Genomic DNA, 19,930 nt, shown 5'->3' on the forward strand with positions numbered 1-19,930 from the left:
ATGTAGTAAGTTCCCTCCTGGTTCGGGTGCTGCTGACGGGCAAGAAGGTACTCGTCGGTCTCAATGACTGAGGAGGAGCCGGTGGCTTTATCCGTTACGGCGCTGGCGGAATGTCGTCCGACGCTCGGCGTGGCGGAGGCGCAGTGACGTTCTACGGTGACGACGAGCAGCAGGCGGCGACGCTGCCTGATGACGGATTGGTGCGCCGGGTCAAAGCACTCGCGTGCACAGCACCGTTACAAGCACTCGATGTCCACAAGCACAAGGTGGAGTGGGCTGATGTCCGCGGCTACCAAATGGCGGAGATAGCACTGCACGTCATCGACCAGGTGACGATCGCCATGGACTTCGATTCCGGAGCGGATCCGGTGAGCGTAGTGAGTCAGGTCGCCCAATTCGCCGCGGTCCAGCAGCCACATCGAAGCGCCGACGAACATCTGGCGGTGGCCGAGTGGGTTCTCCACAAACTGATCAATGTCGGAACGGTGGATCGCGGATTCAGCTGGACATACGGCCGCATTGGCGACGACGGAGCCTATGGACGCCATGAGTTCGACTTCAAACTGATCGTCGAACGTGCGACCGAGGGAAAGATCCGCTTGCGGACCACGGACGAGGCCATCAACGTACTCGTCGGCGCGCTCGACACCGACGTGGAGTCGGCTCAGGTGGCTGCGGAACACAAACTGCGGAACCTGATCGAGCGAGGGCGCCTGGATGACGCCAAGGTCGCCGCGGAGCAGGCCCGGCACCGTACGGTGCAGTACGGGGAATCGCTGCGCCAGCAGTTGGACGCCACGCGCCGCGATGTGCGGACGGTGGACTGGGAGCACGAAGTGCCCAATCTTCTGAACGCCGCGCTCTCTCACATCGAGAACCGGTACGAGATGGAGAACCAGATCCTCTCGCACATCACCGAAAAGCGTGACGAAGCAGATAACTCGCGCCACAAGCAACGTGCGGCGGAGCTGGTCTTCATTGTCCGGGACTGCATCAGCCGTCACATGCAGTTGCAACAGCGTCTTCAAACCGCGGGTGACCTGTTCCGGAGCGAGCAGGACCGCCAAGAGTTCTCCGGACCGCCACAGCGCGCGGCTCTGGATCTCTTCGGCCAACTACTCGTTCCAGCACTCGGATTGACCGTCGCCGAAGCACTGCCCACTCTCATGGACTACTTCCGTGCGGCCGTGGCCCCCGCTGTACCGGACGCCGTGTGGCTGCCGTCGATCGTCTCGCGGCTATTCGAGTCGGGGCCACAGCCGGAGCCGTACGGTGCGGAGGTGCCCGACCCGGAACTGGGCGCCCCGACGGACGTGCTCGTTTTCACCGAGGAGCACCAGCGGACGGCCGACCAGCTCCTCGATATCCGTGACCGGCCCGAGTTGTTGAGCCTGCTGCTGGCGCGGGCACGCCGATCCGCAGGCCCAGAAGTGGCTCGGCTCGTCCTGCACAGGGCCGGCCACGCATTCAGTCCTCCGGTCGGAGACGCCGTACGTGCCGGTGCACAGCGCGTGCTTGTCGCCGTACCCACCGGTGAGGAGCTGGACGACAAGGATTTCGGCGGCGACGACCTGCTGCTGGCCTCGCTGCCCATCGACCACGCCCTCGAATCAGGCGGACCACGGAACTCGGACCGCCCCCTTTCCTCATCGCGGACGCCGGAGCAGGAGCTTTTCGCGTGACCCACGGATACACCCCTGACGACGCCGAGGCCGCCGCACGACTCGTTGCTTTCGCGCTACGTCCACGAGTGCTTCCCTCACGCGACAGCGACTACCTCGACCTGGCCCAGCGATACCGACGGGACGACGCTTTCCGGACACTGACCGACCGCATCGGTCGGGGGCTGGGGCTGAAGGCTCTGGGCAGCGACAGGGACACCGAGGCCGTGGTGCTCGCTGCACTCGACGGTTCCGTCTTCGAGACCAAGATGGATGACTACGCGAAGCGCGCGAAGTACCGGGGAGAGCGAGGCGACACCGAGAAGGTCCTGCACGGGATCATCCACCTCGCCATCGCCGCCCTGGCGTTCCCGCGCCCTGACGACCTTGCACAGGACGGATACATCGGCCGGATCAGCGTCAATCTCGTCGACGCCACAGTCCGGGACACCTGCCGCAAGCTACAGAAGAAGGCTGCCGAGGGTGGGGAGGAGACGGACACCCCCACCGAGGCGCCCGAGCTGGAGAAGGTATGGCACGCGTACTCCCGCCGTCCTGAGGCGTCTCGAACGAAGGACGAGCGCGCGGCTCCGAATTCCACCAAAGCGATGGTTGGCCGGGCCCTCAACTTCCTCACCGACAGTGGGTTCCTCACGATTGTCGGCGATCCACGTGAAGGCAATTACCGTACGACCCCCCGCTACCAACTCCAGGTACGGGAACTGGCAGCAACCAACGCCTTCAACGAACTACTCAAACTCAATGTGGTGCCCTTGATCCATTCATCCGGCACCCTGCGGGTCGTGGTCCCGACGCTGCGGGACACACAGGAGGAGCAAGGTGTATGAGCTCGCCCGGGTGCTGTTGCGCGCAGTGGGACCGGAGGCTGCCCGCTATGAAGACGTACTGCTGGACTTCAGCGGTGCGGGGGCCACGGTAACCGCACAGCCCACATTATTGTTCGGCGAAGAGGAGCGCGTGCAGCGGCCCTCTCCGGCCAGCGTGCTGCATCTGGAGAACGGCGGGGGGAAATCCGTTCTGATCAAACTGATCTTCTCCGTCATACTGCCGGGGCGGCGGGAGACTGTCGGCACGACCAGCACTCACGCGCTGGACAGCTTTGTTCTCGAGAATGACGTCTCGCACGTCGTGCTGGAATGGGTCCACGCGAAGAGTGGCCGGCACCTGGTGACCGGCAAAGTGTCCGCCTGGCGCAACGGCCGACCATCCCGCGACCGGCAGCAACTGGTGGAGCGCTGGTATCACTTCCGGCCGACGGAGACCGCCGGATTGCGGAACCTGCCGTTCGTCAGCGACGGCCGGTATCGCCCACTGCCGGAGTTCTGCGATGCGATGCTCGCCACCGCGGAAGCCGATCCAGCAATGGAGTACGCCTGTCTGCGGGTCCACAGGCAGTGGACCGACCGGCTGACGGACCTCGGTCTCGATCCCGAACTCTTCCGGTATCAGCGGGCCATGAACGCCGACGAGGGAGAAGCCGCCGATGTGTTCTCCTTTGCCAGCGACAGCGCGTTCGTCAACTTCCTACTCGGTGTGGTGCTGCCGACCGAGCCGCCGAAGGATCTTGCGAACGTCCTCAACGCATACGCCGACAAACTCTCGGTGCGTGGCGATCTCGAACTGGAGAAGGAATTTGTCCAAGGCGCCCTGAAATCTCTGGGGCCCCTTGCGCAGGCCCGTCAGATCGGACTGGCAGCGATCGCGCGCAGAGAGGAGGCGCACGAACGGCTCGACGAAATCCTGCGGCTGATCCGCATCCGATCCATACGCGAAAACGAACGCGCTGATCAGCATCAAGCAGAGAGCCAGCAGCTGAGGGACGACCTGCGCCGGGAAGAGGACCGGTATCAGCACATCATCGAGATCATCGCCGAACTACGTCGGCTGGTTGCCCGTATGCGGTTCGACGAGGCATTGGCGGAGGAGGAACACCACCGGCGTCAGTTCCGGCGGGCACAGCTTGTCGAGAAGGCCTGGGGAGTCGTCCCCACAGTGTTGCGGCACCAGGACGCTGTCACAGAGGAGCTGCGGCTCAGCAAGGTGATCGCGGCCACCCATGAGGCGGCTCGTCCGGCACTCGAAGCCCGTGACTCGGCGGCTGGGGCGCTGCGACAGTCCCTGATCCAACTGCGTGACCGAGCCAGGCAAGAGTCGACCGACGCCGAAACGGCGGGCTCGGCACAGGACATCAACGCGGGGCACGCCCAGGCCGAACACAATGCCGCCATCACCCAGGCCGCCGTCCATTCGGCCTATGCCGGAGTTCACAAGAGCAACATCGAGGGCGTCAGGCAGGCAGTAGAGACCGCAGTCAGGGAAGGCCTCGTCCCCGACGGCATGCGGGTTCGCGAAGCCGCCGACACCACCAGGAAGAGGGCCGAAGAGGCAGCAGCCAGGATCGACGAACTGGACGCCGCGTTGACCCGGCTGGACACGGAACACGATCTGGCCCAAGTCGCCTGCCGCCATGCCCAACAGGTGCTGGCCACCGCCAGCGAATCCCACCGCCTGGCCGAACGCGACTACCGCGAGGCGCACGCTCGTACCGACGCGCTGGCTGCCCATCCCGAGTTCGCCGGGCTGATCGGCACCGATCCGGTGAACCTGGAGGCGGACTTCACCGCCCTGCTGAGCCGGCTGACCGACGCCCGTCAGGACGCGGAAAGCGCCGTAGGGACGTTGCAGGTAAAGATCGTCGGCGATGAGCGTGCCAGGACAGCGCTCGAGACCACCGAACTTCTACCGCCCTCAGTAGAAGCCGTTCAGGCGTGCCAGGCTCTGGAGGGGGCCGGAATCAAGGCTTGGACCGGTTGGGAGTACGTGGCCGCCATCAGCAGCGTGGACCGGCGTCGGCAGATCGTGCGTCAGGTACCGAGTCTAGTCACCGGCATCGTGGTGAACGAGGCCGAACGCTTTGACGCGGCGTGCGAAGTGCTGACCGCCAGCAAGCTGTGGCCCACCGAACACCTTGCCCTCGGCACCAAGAAACACCTGCATGCAACGCCGGCCGAACGGGAGAACGCCGAATACGTGGTGCCCGTACATCCTGCGCTGTACGACGAGCAGGCGGCGGTCGACGAACTGGCCCGGCTCAACCACCGCCACAGCCTCTATGCGCGCGAACTCGGTTCTCTGCAGGAGCGGTTGAATCTCTACATCACCTTGTCTGCCCGCCTGTCGGACTGGCGCCGGGAGTTCCCTCCGGGACGACTCGACGCCTTGCTCGGCGAAGTGAATCAGAAGAGCACGGAACTGGCAGCCGCTAGGGAACTGGTCGTAGCGCAGGACGCCGTGCGCGAACGACTTGCCTCTGAACGGCTGGCCGTAAAGGACGCCATTCCCCCCGAGCGAGACACCCACCGCAAGCTCGAACGAGCCGCGAACGCGCTCGCTGAGCTGGCCACTCGGGAAGCTCGCATACCCAGCTGGTTGGAGGCGGAGCGCACCGCTCAGGACGCCGCCGCCGAGCAACGGGAGGCGGCCCAGAACGCGGCGGTACGCAGCGAACAGTGCCGTTCCCAGGCAGCTGAGCATCGACGAGCCGCAGACGCGTTGAAAGGGACCGCGCAGCGCCTGATCGACGAGCTGGCGCAGCTGCCCGCAACCGACGCTGCGCCAGATCACGACGCCGTTCCCGGACAGCCGCTGGAGATCCTCCGCCGCGCCTACGTCTCCGCCTCCGACGAGTACCAACGGGTCAAGGTCGGCGACGACCTCCAGGCGAAGGCCACGCTGGCTCGTGACCGGGTCGACGCGGCCGAGAAGGAGATCAAGGAAATCGACCAACCGGTGCGGCAACGTGCCGTGGAACTGTTGGACGGGCCGGACGCCGCTGACCAAGCTTCCCGGGCGCTGGCGCGTGAGATGGCCGAGCGGGCCGTCGTCGCCATGGAGGACAGGCTCGCCGAACTGACTGCTGTGACCACCGCCCGGAAGGCGGATGCCCGTGTGTTCGTCGAGCCGGAGGAGGAAATCGACCTGGCGCCGTACGCCCGTCCCGGGCATCTCGGCGAGGGGTTGAAGGCCATTGCAGAAGCCGAGCGGAGCCGGGAGATGACCGACCGCATTCGGCAGGAATTGCGCTTCCACAGCGAACGCGCCGACAGGGAGGCCATCGAGGCCAAACGTCAGGCGGGCATATTCCGGGATCTGACGGACGTTCTCGGACCGGGATCGGGCCCCGAGCCGCACCCTGACTGTAAGGGGTTTGAGGGTGACATCAGCGCGGCACGCCACCGGCACGACAGCCTCAAGTCTGTGTATGACGAGACCAGTAAGGCCGCGGATACCGCCCAGCGAGACGAGCGCAAGCAGGCCGACCGGCTGGCGGGCCACGCCGCCGACAACCGCTTCGCTGCTCTGAACCTTCCCAGCCGCAGCATCATCCTGAGCACAGACCGCGCGCAACTGCCCAACATGGCCGAGCAGTGGGAGAGGGCGCTACGCCAGAGACTGCGCTCACTCGACGTCGACTTGGACTCGATCGACCGGCACCGCAGGCAGATCGTCCGGCAGATGAAGCAGCAAGTGGAGGAAGCGCTGCGCACCCTTCAACGAGCCGAGCGTTTTTCCCGGTTGCCCGAGGGACTGGCGGACTGGTCGGGAGAGCCCTTCCTTCGCATCGGTTTCACCGCGGCGAAGGATGACGCCTTGACCGACCGGCTCGCCGCCGTGGTCGATGAGGCATCCGCCGATGTGGTGGCCGGCCGGGCGATCAAGCGGGACGGGATGTCACTGCTGCTGCGGGGCGTGGCGTCAGCAGTGGGAAGCAAGGGCTTCAGAGTCCGGATCCTGAAGCCGGATGCTGTCCTGCGCAAACATTGGGTGCCGGTGTCCGAACTCAAGGACGTGTTCTCCGGCGGGCAGGTTCTGACCGCAGCGATCATTCTCTACTGCACCATGGCCGCACTGCGTTCGAACGAGCGAGGCCGAACGGGGCGCCGCCATTCTGGTGTCCTCTTTCTGGACAACCCGATTGGTCGAGCATCGGCTACCTACCTGCTGCGTCTCCAACAAGCAGTGGCGGCTGCCCTGGGGGTACAGCTCATTTACACCACCGGAATCTTCGACCTCACCGTCTTGGACAATTTCCCCTTGGTCGTTCGTATGCGAAATGACGCCGACCTGCGGACGCACCGCAAGTATCTGAGGGTGCAAGCAGAAATGGAGAGCCTGTTGGACGGCTCACTGTCTAACAGCCGGAACTCAGAAATCTCCACCGCTCGCTACTACAAGCACCCCACGGAAAAAGATGACGAAGGCTGAAGGCGCGGCACTCGACCGACTAGACCAGGAAATGCTTGAAGCCCTGCGCCTCAGAGCTTCAGCAGGCAAGAGGAGCTCCACCCAGAGACACAAGCTGACCATGTCCGACTTCAAGGTGACATTTCGGAAAGTATATCGAACATCTTCGGTCGATGCATTTGAATCCCGAGAAATCCTCAAGTGCCTCGAAAGACTCGAAAATCAAGGGGGGATCCGATCGATGGAGAAAACCGACAAAGAGCGACTCGAACTCCCCATGAATATTTGGGTGTATTCACCTCCGCCCCTGGTAGAACCCGAGGTGACCATGCCGCCACTCCACGAGAAGATGGGTCGAGTGGCACATGAGTGGAACCGAAAAGCCAAACAACTAACCGCCTATGTCGCAGTTAATGAATGGTTGATGAACGACCCAGACTCAACTCCCGTACCCCTGTGCGAGCGTGCGCTGGAGATCTTCGGAAAGCGAAAATTTACTGCCTACTTCCCAGAACCAGAGAAGGCGTTTCGAGAAATATCCTTCGGATGGCTTTTCTCCGATCAGCAATATATGCGCGACTTCCTGAACATCCTGAAATCCGAGCCGCCATTGCTCACCGAGGTCTATCTCGCCAAAGCGGGCGAGCGTGGATACGCCTCGATGGATCACGGTGAAATTCTGTTCGTAGTGGAGAACTACACCACATGCTGGTCCATCGCCGAGGCGCTGAAGACGATGGATCACGGCCTGGGCCACTTGGCCTGGGGGATTGGCAAATCGTTCGTCTCCTCGGTCCGCAGCATCCGTCCCGATCACGGGGTAGCGGCCATTCACTATTTCGGCGACCTCGACGCCAGTGGACTCGCAATTCCCGTACGCGCCAACGCTCAGGCACGAGCGGCAGGCCTGCCAGCGGTCGTCCCCGCAGCGAAGCTGTACGACGCCCTGTTCGAACTCGGCACCCCCCTTCCTGGCAAGGAGAAACCCGTACCCCGGGACCGGGCGGAGGAACTGGCCGCCTGGCTTTGCGAACGGCACCGCGAGCGAGCTGTCGAACTGCTCGTAAAGGGCGACCGCTTGGCTCAGGAATGGGTCGGCCTACGTCACCTCCGCACGGCCGACGCCTGGCACGCCGACGTGCGGTGAGAACCCTGGACCGGCTCGTTCGTTGCTCAGTTTCAAGGCGCCCGTACGGCGCGCCAAACCGCGACACATGTAAACGGACAGGGTCAAGAGGGGGCTGTTCAGATGCATGGCGCGGCGCTACCGAGACGTCCACAGGACTTCGTCGGCCGGGACTGTCTGCTGGACGAGGACATCCCTCGCGCGTTGAGCACACTCGGCGGCCGGCCGGTTGTACTCCGCAGCACCCTCGGCTCCGGAGCGACAGCAACTGCCGTCGAGTATCTGCACCGGGTACAACGGTGCTACGCGGACATCGAATGGATCGAATTCACCGACCCCGACACCGCAGCTCGTCTGATCACCCGTGCCCTGCACCGGTTCAGGAGCGTCGGCGGCCGCACCCTTCTTGCAATTGACGGAGTGAGCCATCCGCCCGATGTCGCCGGACTTCTACCCATCGAAGGCCCGGACACCCTACTGACGTCGGCTGCCGCCCCGCATCTCTGGCTCGGTGTGGCCGACGTACTGGAAGTCGCCGCACTAAGCCAGGGTGATGCGGTTCGACTTCTGCGCCGGTACCAACCGGGGCTGTCTCGGGATTCTGCCGCCCGTCTGGCTGACCGGTTGGACTACTGGCCCCCGGCGTTGGCATACGTGGGGTCGCAGCTGACCGAGGGAATGTCAGCTGAAAGCGTCCTCGCGATGCCTCACAGCACTCTGCTCCACCTGCTTGCCGAGAAGGGTGGCGGTTCTCCGGCGGGACGGATCAGCGCAGCGTTCCAGAGCCTGGCACCGACGTTCCGGTTCGCTCAGGATCTGTTGAGTGCCTTCGCGGTCATCGGGGCAAACGCCTTCCCAACTCGATGCCTGGGCCGCTCCCTCTGGTACTCCGTCGACGATGTCCCCCACCGCGGGGACGAGGTGCCTCACCGGGCCGTGTACGAGGCATTGGAGGAACTGGTCTTTCGCGGCTTGGTCACTCTCGATGCGAACGGCGGTGTCGAGGCGAAGAGCCTCGTACGCCTCATCGCCATGCATTCACTGGACGACCAGGACCGGCCACGCATCGATCGCCTCGTTGAGGCGCTGCTGGTCGCCTTCGAAGCAGGACTTCGGGGCCCCGATGGACGGGTACTGAGCGCGGCATCCGAAGAAGCGACTGAGTGCTTCCAGAACCTTGATCCCGCGCTGATCCGCACACCACAGGGGCGCTGCGCGATGCTTGGCCTCGTGGACGTCCTACTGCTTCGTCGACGGTTCGGTGATGCCCACCGTGGTCTCACCAGACTCCGGGACTCATGGGAACGGCAGCTGGACGACACAGAACCGAGTCTGGTCCAGGCAGACCGGTTACTGGCACGCGCTCACCACGGTAGCGGCAACCATTGGGCGGCATTGCTGAGCAGCATCAGGGCATTAGGGACACCGAGCTGGCGAAGTCTTCGCGATCGGCAGGTGCTGGCCGACTGCTTCGCGGTGACTCAGTATCTCAAAGAGATTGATATCAAGGCCGCATCTATCGTGGCGATGAATGTCAGGGAACATCAGGAGAGATGGCTCGGTGAAGCAGACCCCGACACCCTGCGTACCGACTCGTTCATTGCACGGACACTGCTCTCGCTCGGCTATTGCGTCAGGAGCGCTGAGCTTGGAGAGAAGATCTGGAGGATCCAGATTGAGGTACTGGGGGAGGAACACCGGGAAACTCTCGTGACGTTGCACCATCTTGCGCTGGCGCTGGCTGAGAGCGGTGTCGCAGCGCAGCAAGCGCTGGAGTACTTCGAGACGGCGATGACGCTCCGGCGCAAAACGCTTGGTGACGACCACGTCGAGACCGTGTCGTCGGTGCAGGCGTACATCGCTCAATCACACAGGCTGTACGACGGACCAGCGAGCGTGTAACGCCAGCAGACCGTTCATTGACAACCACTGCGGGCCTGATGTGCCCCGACGACGACCAAGACTAGCCGCGGATGCGTCACAGCCATGACCACGGTCCTCGAACAGCGCCCCTCAACCGAGACTGACCGTCCAATACCGCCGCAGGCAAGGCATTTGCCGTGGCGCCGGGTTACCGCTTCCCACCGGGCGCGAGGCACGAATGATCCGGGAGTGTCGTGTCTCGCTCGACTAGGAGATCCTGGTGCCCGGGGTGTGCTGCGTGGCCGCCCCGCTGTACGCCGTGAGCAGTGCTTCGATCGCCGCACTGTTCGCCGCGACGGGCCCTTCCACCGGTCCGAGCGCCTCGACGATGTCGCCCGCCGGACCAGCACGGCGATCAGCGCGAGCCTTTGAGCGGCGGCCTCCGGCCGGGACCGCCCGGGGCTGTCTCGCTGAACACCATCGAGCGCGGAGTCGGGGGCGCGTGCTCCGGCGCAACCTTCAAGGCAGTTGTGCGCGTGAGGGTAGTGCGGGCCAAGTGCGGGAACCTCAAAGGGGATTGCCCCCCACAGGCCCCAGGAAGCACGATCCGTGTTTCCGGCCACACCAGCACCAAGGAGTCACGCATGTTGCGCGGCATCGACGTAAGTGCCTACCAGTCGTCCTCGTACAGCACCGAGGGCCTGTCCTTCGTCTTCGTCAAGGCCACGGAAGGCCGGACGTACGTCAACCCGAAGCTGAGCGCGCAGACGAAGCGGGCCAGGGACGCCGGTTGTGTGGTGGGTTTCTACCACTTCCTGTGGCCCGGCAACCTCACGGCCCAGGCCGAGTACTTCGTCAGCAAGGCCCCGGAGAAGGCAGGCGACATCCTCGCCGTGGACTGGGAGACGACGGGCGAGGGAACCCACGCCAGCAACGCCGAGAAGGACCGCTTCATCCGCAAGGTGAGGGAGTTGCGACCGAACAACAGGGTCATCCTCTATTGCAACCGGAACTTCTGGCTGAACGTCGACGACACGTCCTACGCCGGTGACGGCCTCTGGATCGCGGACTACGTGACGGCGGGCGAGCCCCGCATCCAGGCCAAGTGGCGCTTCCACCAGTACACGGACGACCCGCTGGACAAGAACGTCGCCGATTTCTCCAGCAAGGCCGCCCTGCGAGAATGGGCCGAGGACGCCTGACGACGGGAGCTGCACGGCATGGGTGGAAGTGTCGCTGCGGTGAGCAGCAACGGTGTGTACTCGTTCACCAAGCCGAATCGCGAGAGCATCGTGCTGCTCGTGGGGCTCGGGGTCGAGGGTGATGTGCATGCCGGGGCGACCGTCAAGCATCGGTTCCGGATGCGGAAGGATCCCACGCAGCCGAATCTGCGGCAGGTGCACCTCATGCACGAGGAGCTGTTCGACGAGGTCCGGGGAGCCGGGTTCGAGGTCGCGGCCGGGGAGCTCGGCGAGAACGTCACCACCCGGGGCATCGATCTGCTCGGGCTGCCGGCCGGGACCCTGCTGCGGCTCGGGGACGAGGCCGTCGTGGAGGTCACCGGGCTGCGCAATCCCTGCGCGCAGATCGACACCTTCCAGAAGGGGCTCATGAAGCAGGTCGTGGGCCGGGGCGAGGACGGGAAGGCCCGGTTCCGGTCCGGGATCATGAGTGTGGTCGTCGCGGGCGGCCGGGTGCGGCCCGGGGACCCCGTGGAGGTCGAACTGCCGGCCGGGCCGCACCTGCCGCTGGAGATCGTCTGAGCGGGGGCGGAAAGGGTTACGCGGTGAAGTCCGGGGTGCGTTCCCTGGACGCCTCGGCCAGGGCCTTCGTCACCGCGTCCACGCCCTCCTGGAGGCCGTAGACGGGGGTGGCGGGCTGCTGGCGCCAGGAGTCGTCGAGGCCGCCCGCGTCCACGGTGTCGAAGCCGAGCTCGTCGATGAGGGCGCGTACGACCTGCTTGGCCGCCTCGTCGTCGGCCGCCACCGGGAGGGCGATGCGGTCGGGGGCGCCGGCCGGGCGGGGGCGGTCCAGGATGTCCTGCGCGTACGTGCCGTTGAAGGCCTTGACGACCGTGTGGCCGAGGTGCTGGGCCGTCCAGCGGGACTCCGTCAGCCCCTCGTCCAGGATCGCGGCGATCCGGCCGTCCCGCTGCGGGTAGTAGTTGCCGGTGTCGATGACGGTCACCCCGTCGGCCGCCTGGTCCAGCAGTCCGGACGGCAGGCCGGGGATCGCCTTCAGCGGGATCGTGACGACGACGATCTCGGCGCCCCGGGGAGCCTCCTCGACGCTGACGGGGGTGGCTCCGGTCTCCTCGGCGAGCGCGGTGAGCGTCTGCGGGCCGCGGGAGTTGGCGACGTACACGTCGTGCCCGAGTGCGGTGAGACGGCGGGTGAGGTTGCCGCCGATGTTCCCTGCTCCGATGATGCCGATCTTCATGGGGGACTCGCCCTTCGAGGGGGTGGGTGGCTCCTGGCGCGATATACCAACCCCGGTTCATACCGGGCTATTCCGAGCCCCACCCGGATGGACGAACACGGCAAAGGGGCGCCCACCGTGAACCGGTGGGCGCCCTTTTCGTTCGGGTCACTTGTTGACGTGGGCCCAGAACTCGTCGAACGAGAGCAGCTTGTCGCCGTTGAGGTCCTGGGCGGCGATGACGGCCTCGGCCACCGACTCCGTGACGTTCCAGTCCCCGCCCTGGGCCAGGGCCTTCTTGAACTCGGCGGCGGTGATGTAGCCGTCCCCGTCCACGTCGATGCGCTCGAACGCCTTGCGTGCTTCCTCGATGTCCGCCACCGGACCCCGCCCCTTCGTGGTGCTTCACTGACGAGGTCAGATTAACGTTCCGCTCCGGCGCGCGACGCGGCGACCACCCAGGTGCGGTTGCATTCGCAGCCGCTCATGTTCTCGGCCCTGCCCGTCCCGTCACCGACTCAGGGGCTCCGCCCCCGACCCCCCACGGGCTGAGAGCATTTCAGCCCGTCCGGCGTTTGAGGACACAGTGACGGGACGGGTAGGGGCGGCGGGGGCGAAAAACCCCTACCGGTCAGCGACCCGCATCTCGAACCACGTCGTCTTGCCGCGCGGCAGCAGGTCGACCCCCCAGCGGTCGGAGAGCTTGTCCACCAGGAACAGGCCCCGGCCGCTGACGTCCATGTCCTGGACCGGCATCAGACAGGGCAACCCCCGCGAGGGATCGCGGACCTCGACCCGGATCCACCCGCGCCGGCGCCTCATCCGGAGCCCGAAGACCCGCGCCCCCGTATGCCGCACCGCGTTGCCCACGAGTTCCGACACCAGTAACACGGCGTCCTCGGTCATCTTCGGTGAGAGTCCCCACTGGCGGAGCACGACGACCTGGGTGAGCCGGCGCGCCGTGGCGGCGGACTCCGGCCGGGACGGCAGCGGTACCTCGGCCTCGGTTGGGTTGCCGAACAGTTCCAGCGCCTTCAGCGCGTGTTCGTCCTCGACAGCAGGCGACCAGCGCGCCGCGGTCGCACTCCCGTGCCGCCGCGGCTGTTCGATACCCTCCAGCCCCGCCATGCCCCCATCATGACCCCCGAAGGGGCCTCTCCGGGGGTGTTCCGGAGGAATACGCCCCCCGGAACCCATTGTTCCGCATCATCCGATTGACATATGCCATCGGCATCACAATGGCCCGGACACCCCGTCCGGCCTGCACGGACAGGGGCGTTCGGGGCAATCGCCCGTGCTCCCCCGCAAGGAAGCCTTAAGCCTGCCTTAAGGCTCGGATAAGCCGTCCCTCCGAGCCGGATCTCCACACGGACGGGTGATACATCGCGTCAACAGCAAGTGGACCGGCGGAAGTTTTCCAACAGCCGCCGTTTCAGAGGAACTTCGCCTTGCCCGGGCCCTCCTCGACGAAGCTCCGCATCCCCGACTCCCGGTCCTCCGTCGCGAACAGGCCCGCGAACCAGGTGCGTTCGACGGCGAGTCCGGTCTCGATGTCCGTCTCCAGGCCGACGTCGACGGACTCCTTGGCCGCGCGCAGCGCGAGCGCCGGTCCCTGCGCGAGTTTCGCGGCCCAGGCGTGCGCCTCGGTGTACACGTCGGCGGCCGGTACGACCTTGTCCACCAGGCCGAGCGTCAGGGCCTCGTCGGCCTTGACCATGCGGCCGGTGAAGATGAGGTCCTTCGCGCGGGAGGGGCCGATCAGCCGGGACAGGCGCTGGGTGCCGCCGGCGCCCGGGATCAGACCGAGGAGGATCTCCGGCTGGCCGAGCTTGGCGTTGTCCGCGGCGATCCTGTAGTCGGCGCACAGCGCCAGTTCGCAGCCGCCGCCGAGCGCGTAGCCGGTGACGGCGGCGACGACCGGCTTGGGGATGCGGGTGACGGCGGTGAAGGAGTCCTGGAGGGCCCGGGAGCGTACGACCATGGCCGCGTGGTCCATGGCCTGCATCTCCTTGATGTCCGCGCCCGCCGCGAACACCTTCTCGCCGCCGTAGAGGATCACCGCGCGCACGTCCTCGCGGCGGGTGGCCTCCTCGGCGAGTTCCCTGAGCCGGTCCTGGGTGGCGACGTCCAGCGCGTTCATGGGCGGACGGTCGAGGCGGATCGTGCCGACGCCCTCGGCGACTTCGAGATGCACAGTCATGAGGGCAGGTTAACGAAGGCTAACGGCAACGGCCCCGGTGTGCTCCGTCACATCACGGACGGGCACACCGGGGCCGTACGGTCTCGGGAGAGGGGGTGCCGCGGTCGACGGCGCTCCCCTCAGCGCGAGGTCAGGCCGTCCACTTCTCCCACGACATGTTCCAGCCGTTGAGGCCGTTGTCCGGGTCGATGATCCGGTCGTTGGAGTTCTTCACGACCACCACGTCGCCGACGATCGAGCGGTCGAAGAACCACGCGGCCGGGGCTCCCCGGTCACCGCCGCCGCGCTGGTCGCGCAGGCCGATGCAGCCGTGGCTGGCGTTGTAGTTGCCGAAGGCGTCGCCGCCCCAGTAGTTGCCGTGGATGAACGTGCCCGAGTTGGACAGGCGCATCGCGTCCGGCACGTCCTTGATGTCGTACTCGCCGCCGTAGCCGACCGTCTCGCCGTTCATGCGGGTCACCCGAAGGCGCTCGCTGATGACCATCTGGCCGTTCCAGGTCTCGTAACCCGCCTTGCCGGTCGTGACCGGGATGGTCTTGATGACCTTGCCGTCGCGCTTGACGGTCATCTTCTTGGTCTTGACGTCGACGGTGGAGACCTGGCTGCGGCCGATCGTGAACTTCACGGTCTTGGCCTGCTCGCCGTAGACGCCGGGCCGGCCCTCGACACCGTCGAGGTTCAGGGTGACGGTGACCTTCGTACCGGACTTCCAGTACTCCTCGGGGCGGAAGTCGAGGCGGTCGTTGCCGAACCAGTGGCCCTCGACGTCGACCGCGGGCTCGGTCTTTATCTTGATCGCCTTCTCGATGTCCTCCGGGTGCGTGATGCCCCGGGTGAAGCGCACCGAGAAGGGCATTCCGACGCCGACCTTGGAACCGTCCTCCGGCGTGAAGATGCCGACGAACGTGTTCTTCGGGGTCAGCGTGGTGAACGCGGACTCCTCGGCGGCCTCACGGCCCTCGGAGTCCTTCGCCACCGCGTGGACCTTGTACTTGGTCGAGGCCGCGAGGTGGGCGGCGGGCGTCCAGCTGGCGCCGCCGCCGGTGATCTTCCCCTCGACCGGGTTGCCCTTGGTGTCCTCGACCTTCACCTCGGTCAGCTTGCCCTTGGCCGCCGTCACCTTCAGTGCGCCGCTGGTCCTGACGGCGTCGGCGCCGTCCTTCGGCGCGATGGTCACGACCGCCTGCGAGACCTTGGTGTCCGCCTGGCTGGAATCCTTGCCCTTGTCCTTGTCCCCGCCGGACCCGGAGTCCGAGTCCCCTCCTCCGCCGCACGCGGTCACGAGAAGCAGCAGCACCCCCAGCACAAGTGCCAGGGCTCCCTTGCCGCTTCGTGTCCGCGCGCCAACCGACGCCCCCGATATCGGTCGCCCGTTCAAGTTCGTTCTCCCCTCGCACGGCCTGTTCAGGCCCGTACTACGACGGCGCGTCCCGCGCACGCATCGCGCTAATTAATCACACTGCCAGGAGAGATGACCTCCCGGGAATGTCACCGTTCAGTCCCAACTGCTGGAGCCGGGAGCGCGATGGGGGCCCATCCTGTGCGTACCCCTATGTCGGGCTACTTCACCGCTGAGCCCGCTTTCCAGGCTTTCCAGCCCATGTTCCACCCACCGAGGCCGTTGTCGGGAGCGACCTTCTTGTCATTGCTGCGGACGACCTCGACGACGTCACCGATGAGACTGCGGTCGAAGAACCAGCCCGCCGGGGTCGCGGAGCTGCCGCCCTTCACATCGCGCAGTCCCACGCAGCCGTGGCTGACATTGGCCGTGCCGAACACGCCCTTGGCCCAGTAGTTGCCGTGCAGGAAGGTGCCGGAGGAGGTGAGGCGCACGGCGTGCGGGACGTCCGGGATGTCGTACTCGCCCTTGCCGTCGGCCCGTTTGAAGCCGACGGTGGCCCCGTTCATCCGGGTCACCTCCAGCATCTCGGTGATCACCATTTTCCCGTTGTACGTGGTGTTGCCGGGGGCACCCGCGGTGATCGGCACCGTGGAGAGGAGTTCGCCGTCGCGGCTCACCTTCATGGTGTGGGCGGCGGCGTCGACGACGCTGGTCTGGCTGCGGCCGACCGTGAAGGAGAAGGTCTTGTACTGCAGCCCGTACACGCCGGTGGCCGCCTCGACGTCCCGCAGCCGCAGGTCGACGGTGACCTTGGTGCCGGGCTTCCAGTAGGTCTCGGGCCGGAAGTCGAGACGGTCCTCGCCGAACCAGTGCGGGGCGATCTCCGTCTTCGGCACGGAGGTCACGCGGATCGCGCGCTCGACGGCCGCCCGGTTCTCGATCTCGCGGTTGAACTCCAGGGACACGATCATGCCGGTGCCGACCGTCGAGCGGTTCTCCGGCATGACGTATCCGATGAACCGCTCGTCGGGGACGTACGTCGTGAACGTGACGTGCCGGGCCACCCGCCGGCCGTGGGCGTCGAGCGCGACCGCGTCCACCGTGTACTTGGCGGCCAGCGCGAGCTTCGGGTCGTCGGGCCGCCAGGTCGCGCCGTCCCGGCCGATCGAGCCGGGCACCGGGAACTCCTGCGCGTCCTGGGACTTCACGACCTTCACGGACTCCAGGCGCCCGGCCGGCACCCGTACCTTCAAGCCCTCCTCGGGCTGTACGGCCTTGCTGCCGTCGTCCGGCGAGACCCGGATCGCCTCCTCGGGCGAGCGGGGCTTGCCCAGCATCTCGTCCACCCCGTGCGAGGTGCATCCCGCGGCGGCGGCCAGCAGGGCCGCCCATGTCAGTACGGCGGCCAGCGCGGCCCCTGAGCGCCCCGGGCGCGTCTGTGCGTGCATCACGTGGGACCCAACGACGGAGCGGGCCCCGGGGAAGTGGGTCCGTTCGGCGGGTGCCGGGCGGCGCCGGGCACCGCACGTTCCGCGCCTCGCATTCCGTGCCGCGCATCCGGCGCCTCGCATTCCGTGCCTCTGTTCGGCCTCCGCCTCAGGAAACGTGAGTCCGAGCCCCGCTCTGGGCAGAACAGTGGGGAGGACGACGCGACAGGAGACCGCGGCCGGGACGCCGCGGTCCTCCTCGTGCCGCTCCGACCGAGCCGCGGGAGGGCCCAGGGTGTCGAGCGCAGCCGAGCAGGAGGCAGTGCGGGAGCCGGTGCAGGAGGGGCGCGCCCTCGGCGGAGGGCTGCCCGCACAGGCCGCCCCCGCGGTGAACGGCACGGCGCTCACGGCGCCGGGTGTCTCCGTGTGGCCGGGTGCGCCGACCCCGCTCGGGGCGCGCTTCCGGACCGGGCCCGACGGGGTCTCGGGCACCAACTTCGCGCTGTGGGCGGGCGGGGCCGAGTCGGTCGAGCTCTGTCTCTTCGGCTCGCCCGGCGAAGGGAGCGGGGGCGGCGGGGGCGACGAGATCCGGGTTCCCCTCACCGAACTGACCCATGAGATCTGGCACGGCTTCGTGCCCGGGGTGCGGCCGGGGCAGCGGTACGGCTTCCGGGTGCACGGCCGCTGGGACCCGTGGACCGGCGCCCGCTGGAACCCCGCGAAACTGCTCCTCGACCCGTACGCCCGCGCCGTGGACGGCGCCGGACGCGACGAGTTCGGGAGTCTGCCGCCCGAGGTGTACGGGCATGTGCGCGACTGGCCGCAGCAGCACGTGGCGGACACCGTGCGCGACGACCGGGACTCGGCCCCGTACGTCCCCAAGGGGGTCGTCGTGCACGACGACACACCCGGTGACGAGTGGGCCGACGACCGCCGTCCGAAGACGCCGTGGGCGGACTCCGTCATCTACGAGATGCACGTCAAGGGCTTCACCAAGCTGCACCCGGGCATCCCGGAGGAACTGCGGGGCACGTACGCGGGACTGGCGCACCCGGCGGCGATCGAGCACCTGGTGGCGCTCGGCGTGACGGCCGTGGAACTGCTGCCGGTGCACCAGTTCGCGCACGAGGACCATCTGCTGCGCCGGGGCATGAAGAACTACTGGGGCTACAACTCGATCGGCTACTTCGCCCCGCACGCCGGATACGCGGCCTCCGGGACCAACGGCCAGCAGGTCGGCGAGTTCAAGCGCATGGTCCGCGCGCTGCACGCCGCCGGGATAGAAGTCATCCTCGACGTGGTCTACAACCACACTGCGGAGGCGAGCGAGCTGGGGCCCACGCTGTCGCTGCGCGGGATCGACAACCGCGGCTACTACCGGCTGCAGGACGACGCCCGGCGGTACGCGGACTACACGGGCTGCGGCAACACCCTGCACGTCGTCCAGCCGCACGTGCTGCGGCTGATCACGGACTCGCTGCGCTACTGGGTGACGGAGATGGGCGTCGACGGCTTCCGCTTCGACCTCGCGGCGGCTCTTGCCCGGTCGATGCACGACGTCGACATGCTGTCCCCGTTCCTGGCCGTCATCGCGCAGGACCCGGTGCTGCGCCGCGTGAAGCTGATCGCCGAGCCGTGGGACGTCGGCTCCGGCGGCTACCAGGTGGGCGCCTTCCCACCCCTGTGGACGGAGTGGAACGACCGCTACCGCAACGCCGTACGGGACTTCTGGCGGGGCGCGCTGCCGGACGTACGCGACCTCGGGTACCGGCTCTCGGGCTCCAGCGACCTGTACGCGTGGGGCGGACGGCGGCCCTACGCCTCGGTGAACTTCGTGACCGCCCACGACGGCTTCACCCTGCGGGACATGGTGTCGTACGAGCGCAAGCACAACGAGGCCAACGGCGAGGGCAACAGGGACGGCACCGACGACAACCGGGCCTGGAACTGCGGCACCGAGGGAGAGACCGAGGACGCCCGGATCCGTGGTCTGCGGCGCCGCCAGCTCCGTAACCTGCTGACCACGCTGCTGCTCTCCACGGGTGTCCCGATGCTGGTCGCGGGCGACGAACTGGGGCGCACCCAGGGCGGCAACAACAACGCGTACTGCCAGGACAACGAGATCAGCTGGCTCGACTGGAGCCTGCTGGACGACCCCGGCTGGCGGGCCCTGTTCGATCTGACGTCCCGGCTGATCGCGCTGCGCCACGCGCATCCCGTGCTGCGGCGGCGCGCCTTCTTCTCCGGGCGGGCGCACTCGGCCGACGGGCTGCGGGACCTGGCGTGGTTCACGGCGCACGGCACGGAGATGACGGAACGGGACTGGTACGCGCCCGCCGGCACCCTGGGGATGTTCCTGTCCGGGCGGGACATCCCGGGGCGGGACGCGCGGGGTGTGCCCGTCACGGACGACAGCTTCCTCGCGGTGCTACATGCGGGCGACAGACCCGCGGGCTTCGTCCTGCCGGGGCCGCCGTGGGCCCGGTCGTACGAGGTCGTCGTCGACACCTCGCGGGAGGAGCAGTCGGCCGCGCCGGGCGTGCTGCACCGGGCGGGCGCGACGATCACCGTGCCGGCGCGGGCGGTACTGCTGCTGCGGGTGGCGGACTGAGGGGGCGCCCGCCGCAG

At 66.9% G+C, this 19,930-nt stretch carries 14 protein-coding genes; 8 read left to right on the forward strand and 6 right to left on the reverse strand.

The annotated features are described in order from the left end of the window. The first annotated feature begins 143 nt into the window (after nucleotides 1-143). The 7 genes from ACZ60E_RS28965 to ACZ60E_RS28995 all read left to right on the forward strand — a co-directional run bounded on the left by ACZ60E_RS28965 (nucleotide 144) and on the right by ACZ60E_RS28995 (nucleotide 11,678). On the forward strand, nucleotides 144-1,682 hold the full coding sequence (locus ACZ60E_RS28965; RefSeq protein WP_469444235.1) for a hypothetical protein: 1,539 nt from the start codon (nucleotides 144-146) through the stop codon (nucleotides 1,680-1,682). Beyond that, entirely contained in the window at nucleotides 1,679-2,509 is an 831-nt protein-coding gene (locus tag ACZ60E_RS28970) for a hypothetical protein (RefSeq protein ID WP_469444237.1), read from the forward strand. The genes ACZ60E_RS28965 and ACZ60E_RS28970 overlap by 4 nt, the downstream gene beginning before the upstream one ends. Next, nucleotides 2,502-6,947: a coiled-coil domain-containing protein gene (locus tag ACZ60E_RS28975; RefSeq protein WP_469444239.1), complete on the forward strand. Its 4,446-nt coding sequence runs from the start codon at nucleotides 2,502-2,504 to the stop codon at nucleotides 6,945-6,947. The genes ACZ60E_RS28970 and ACZ60E_RS28975 overlap by 8 nt, the downstream gene beginning before the upstream one ends. Beyond that, the gene (locus tag ACZ60E_RS28980; protein WP_469444241.1) at nucleotides 6,934-8,073 is read left to right on the forward strand and encodes a Wadjet anti-phage system protein JetD domain-containing protein; all 1,140 of its coding nucleotides are present in this window, start codon (nucleotides 6,934-6,936) and stop codon (nucleotides 8,071-8,073) included. Before ACZ60E_RS28975 ends, ACZ60E_RS28980 begins: the two co-directional genes overlap by 14 nt. A 183-nt stretch (nucleotides 8,074-8,256) precedes the next feature. Beyond that, a complete protein-coding gene (locus ACZ60E_RS28985) occupies nucleotides 8,257-9,954 on the forward strand; it encodes a tetratricopeptide repeat protein (protein ID WP_469444242.1) in 1,698 nt (565 codons plus the stop codon). Between the two features lie 605 nt (nucleotides 9,955-10,559). Continuing rightward, nucleotides 10,560-11,117, forward strand: coding sequence for a glycoside hydrolase family 25 protein (locus ACZ60E_RS28990; RefSeq protein ID WP_469444244.1), 558 nt, complete (start codon nucleotides 10,560-10,562; stop codon nucleotides 11,115-11,117). A gap of 18 nt (nucleotides 11,118-11,135) precedes the next feature. After that, nucleotides 11,136-11,678: an MOSC domain-containing protein gene (locus ACZ60E_RS28995; RefSeq protein ID WP_384807664.1), complete on the forward strand. Its 543-nt coding sequence runs from the start codon at nucleotides 11,136-11,138 to the stop codon at nucleotides 11,676-11,678. Nucleotides 11,679-11,694: 16 nt separating this feature from the next. Here ACZ60E_RS28995 and ACZ60E_RS29000 read toward each other — a convergent pair whose 3' ends face one another. The 6 genes from ACZ60E_RS29000 to ACZ60E_RS29025 all read right to left on the reverse strand — a co-directional run bounded on the left by ACZ60E_RS29000 (nucleotide 11,695) and on the right by ACZ60E_RS29025 (nucleotide 17,326). Further along, complete coding sequence (locus ACZ60E_RS29000) at nucleotides 11,695-12,354, reverse strand: NADPH-dependent F420 reductase (RefSeq protein ID WP_384807665.1); 660 nt, start codon at nucleotides 12,352-12,354, stop codon at nucleotides 11,695-11,697. Between the two features lie 147 nt (nucleotides 12,355-12,501). Beyond that, on the reverse strand, nucleotides 12,502-12,714 hold the full coding sequence (locus ACZ60E_RS29005; protein WP_469444247.1) for an EF-hand domain-containing protein: 213 nt from the start codon (nucleotides 12,712-12,714) through the stop codon (nucleotides 12,502-12,504). A 243-nt stretch (nucleotides 12,715-12,957) separates the two neighbouring features. Further along, entirely contained in the window at nucleotides 12,958-13,461 is a 504-nt protein-coding gene (locus ACZ60E_RS29010; RefSeq protein ID WP_107021845.1) for an ATP-binding protein, read from the reverse strand. 304 nt (nucleotides 13,462-13,765) lie between these two features. Next, complete coding sequence (locus tag ACZ60E_RS29015; protein WP_384807667.1) at nucleotides 13,766-14,533, reverse strand: enoyl-CoA hydratase/isomerase family protein; 768 nt, start codon at nucleotides 14,531-14,533, stop codon at nucleotides 13,766-13,768. A 130-nt stretch (nucleotides 14,534-14,663) separates the two neighbouring features. Next, a complete protein-coding gene (locus ACZ60E_RS29020; RefSeq protein ID WP_469444251.1) occupies nucleotides 14,664-15,911 on the reverse strand; it encodes a L,D-transpeptidase in 1,248 nt (415 codons plus the stop codon). A gap of 182 nt (nucleotides 15,912-16,093) precedes the next feature. Continuing rightward, nucleotides 16,094-17,326 carry a L,D-transpeptidase gene (locus tag ACZ60E_RS29025; RefSeq protein WP_384807670.1) on the reverse strand — a complete coding sequence of 411 codons (1,233 nt, stop codon included), beginning with the start codon at nucleotides 17,324-17,326 and terminating at the stop codon, nucleotides 16,094-16,096. A 271-nt stretch (nucleotides 17,327-17,597) separates the two neighbouring features. Between ACZ60E_RS29025 and glgX the strand changes: the two genes are divergently transcribed. Beyond that, nucleotides 17,598-19,913 carry a glycogen debranching protein GlgX gene (glgX, locus tag ACZ60E_RS29030; protein WP_469444253.1) on the forward strand — a complete coding sequence of 772 codons (2,316 nt, stop codon included), beginning with the start codon at nucleotides 17,598-17,600 and terminating at the stop codon, nucleotides 19,911-19,913. The last annotated feature ends 17 nt before the right edge of the window (nucleotides 19,914-19,930 follow it).

This window comes from Streptomyces sp. NPDC102514 (assembly GCF_055584525.1).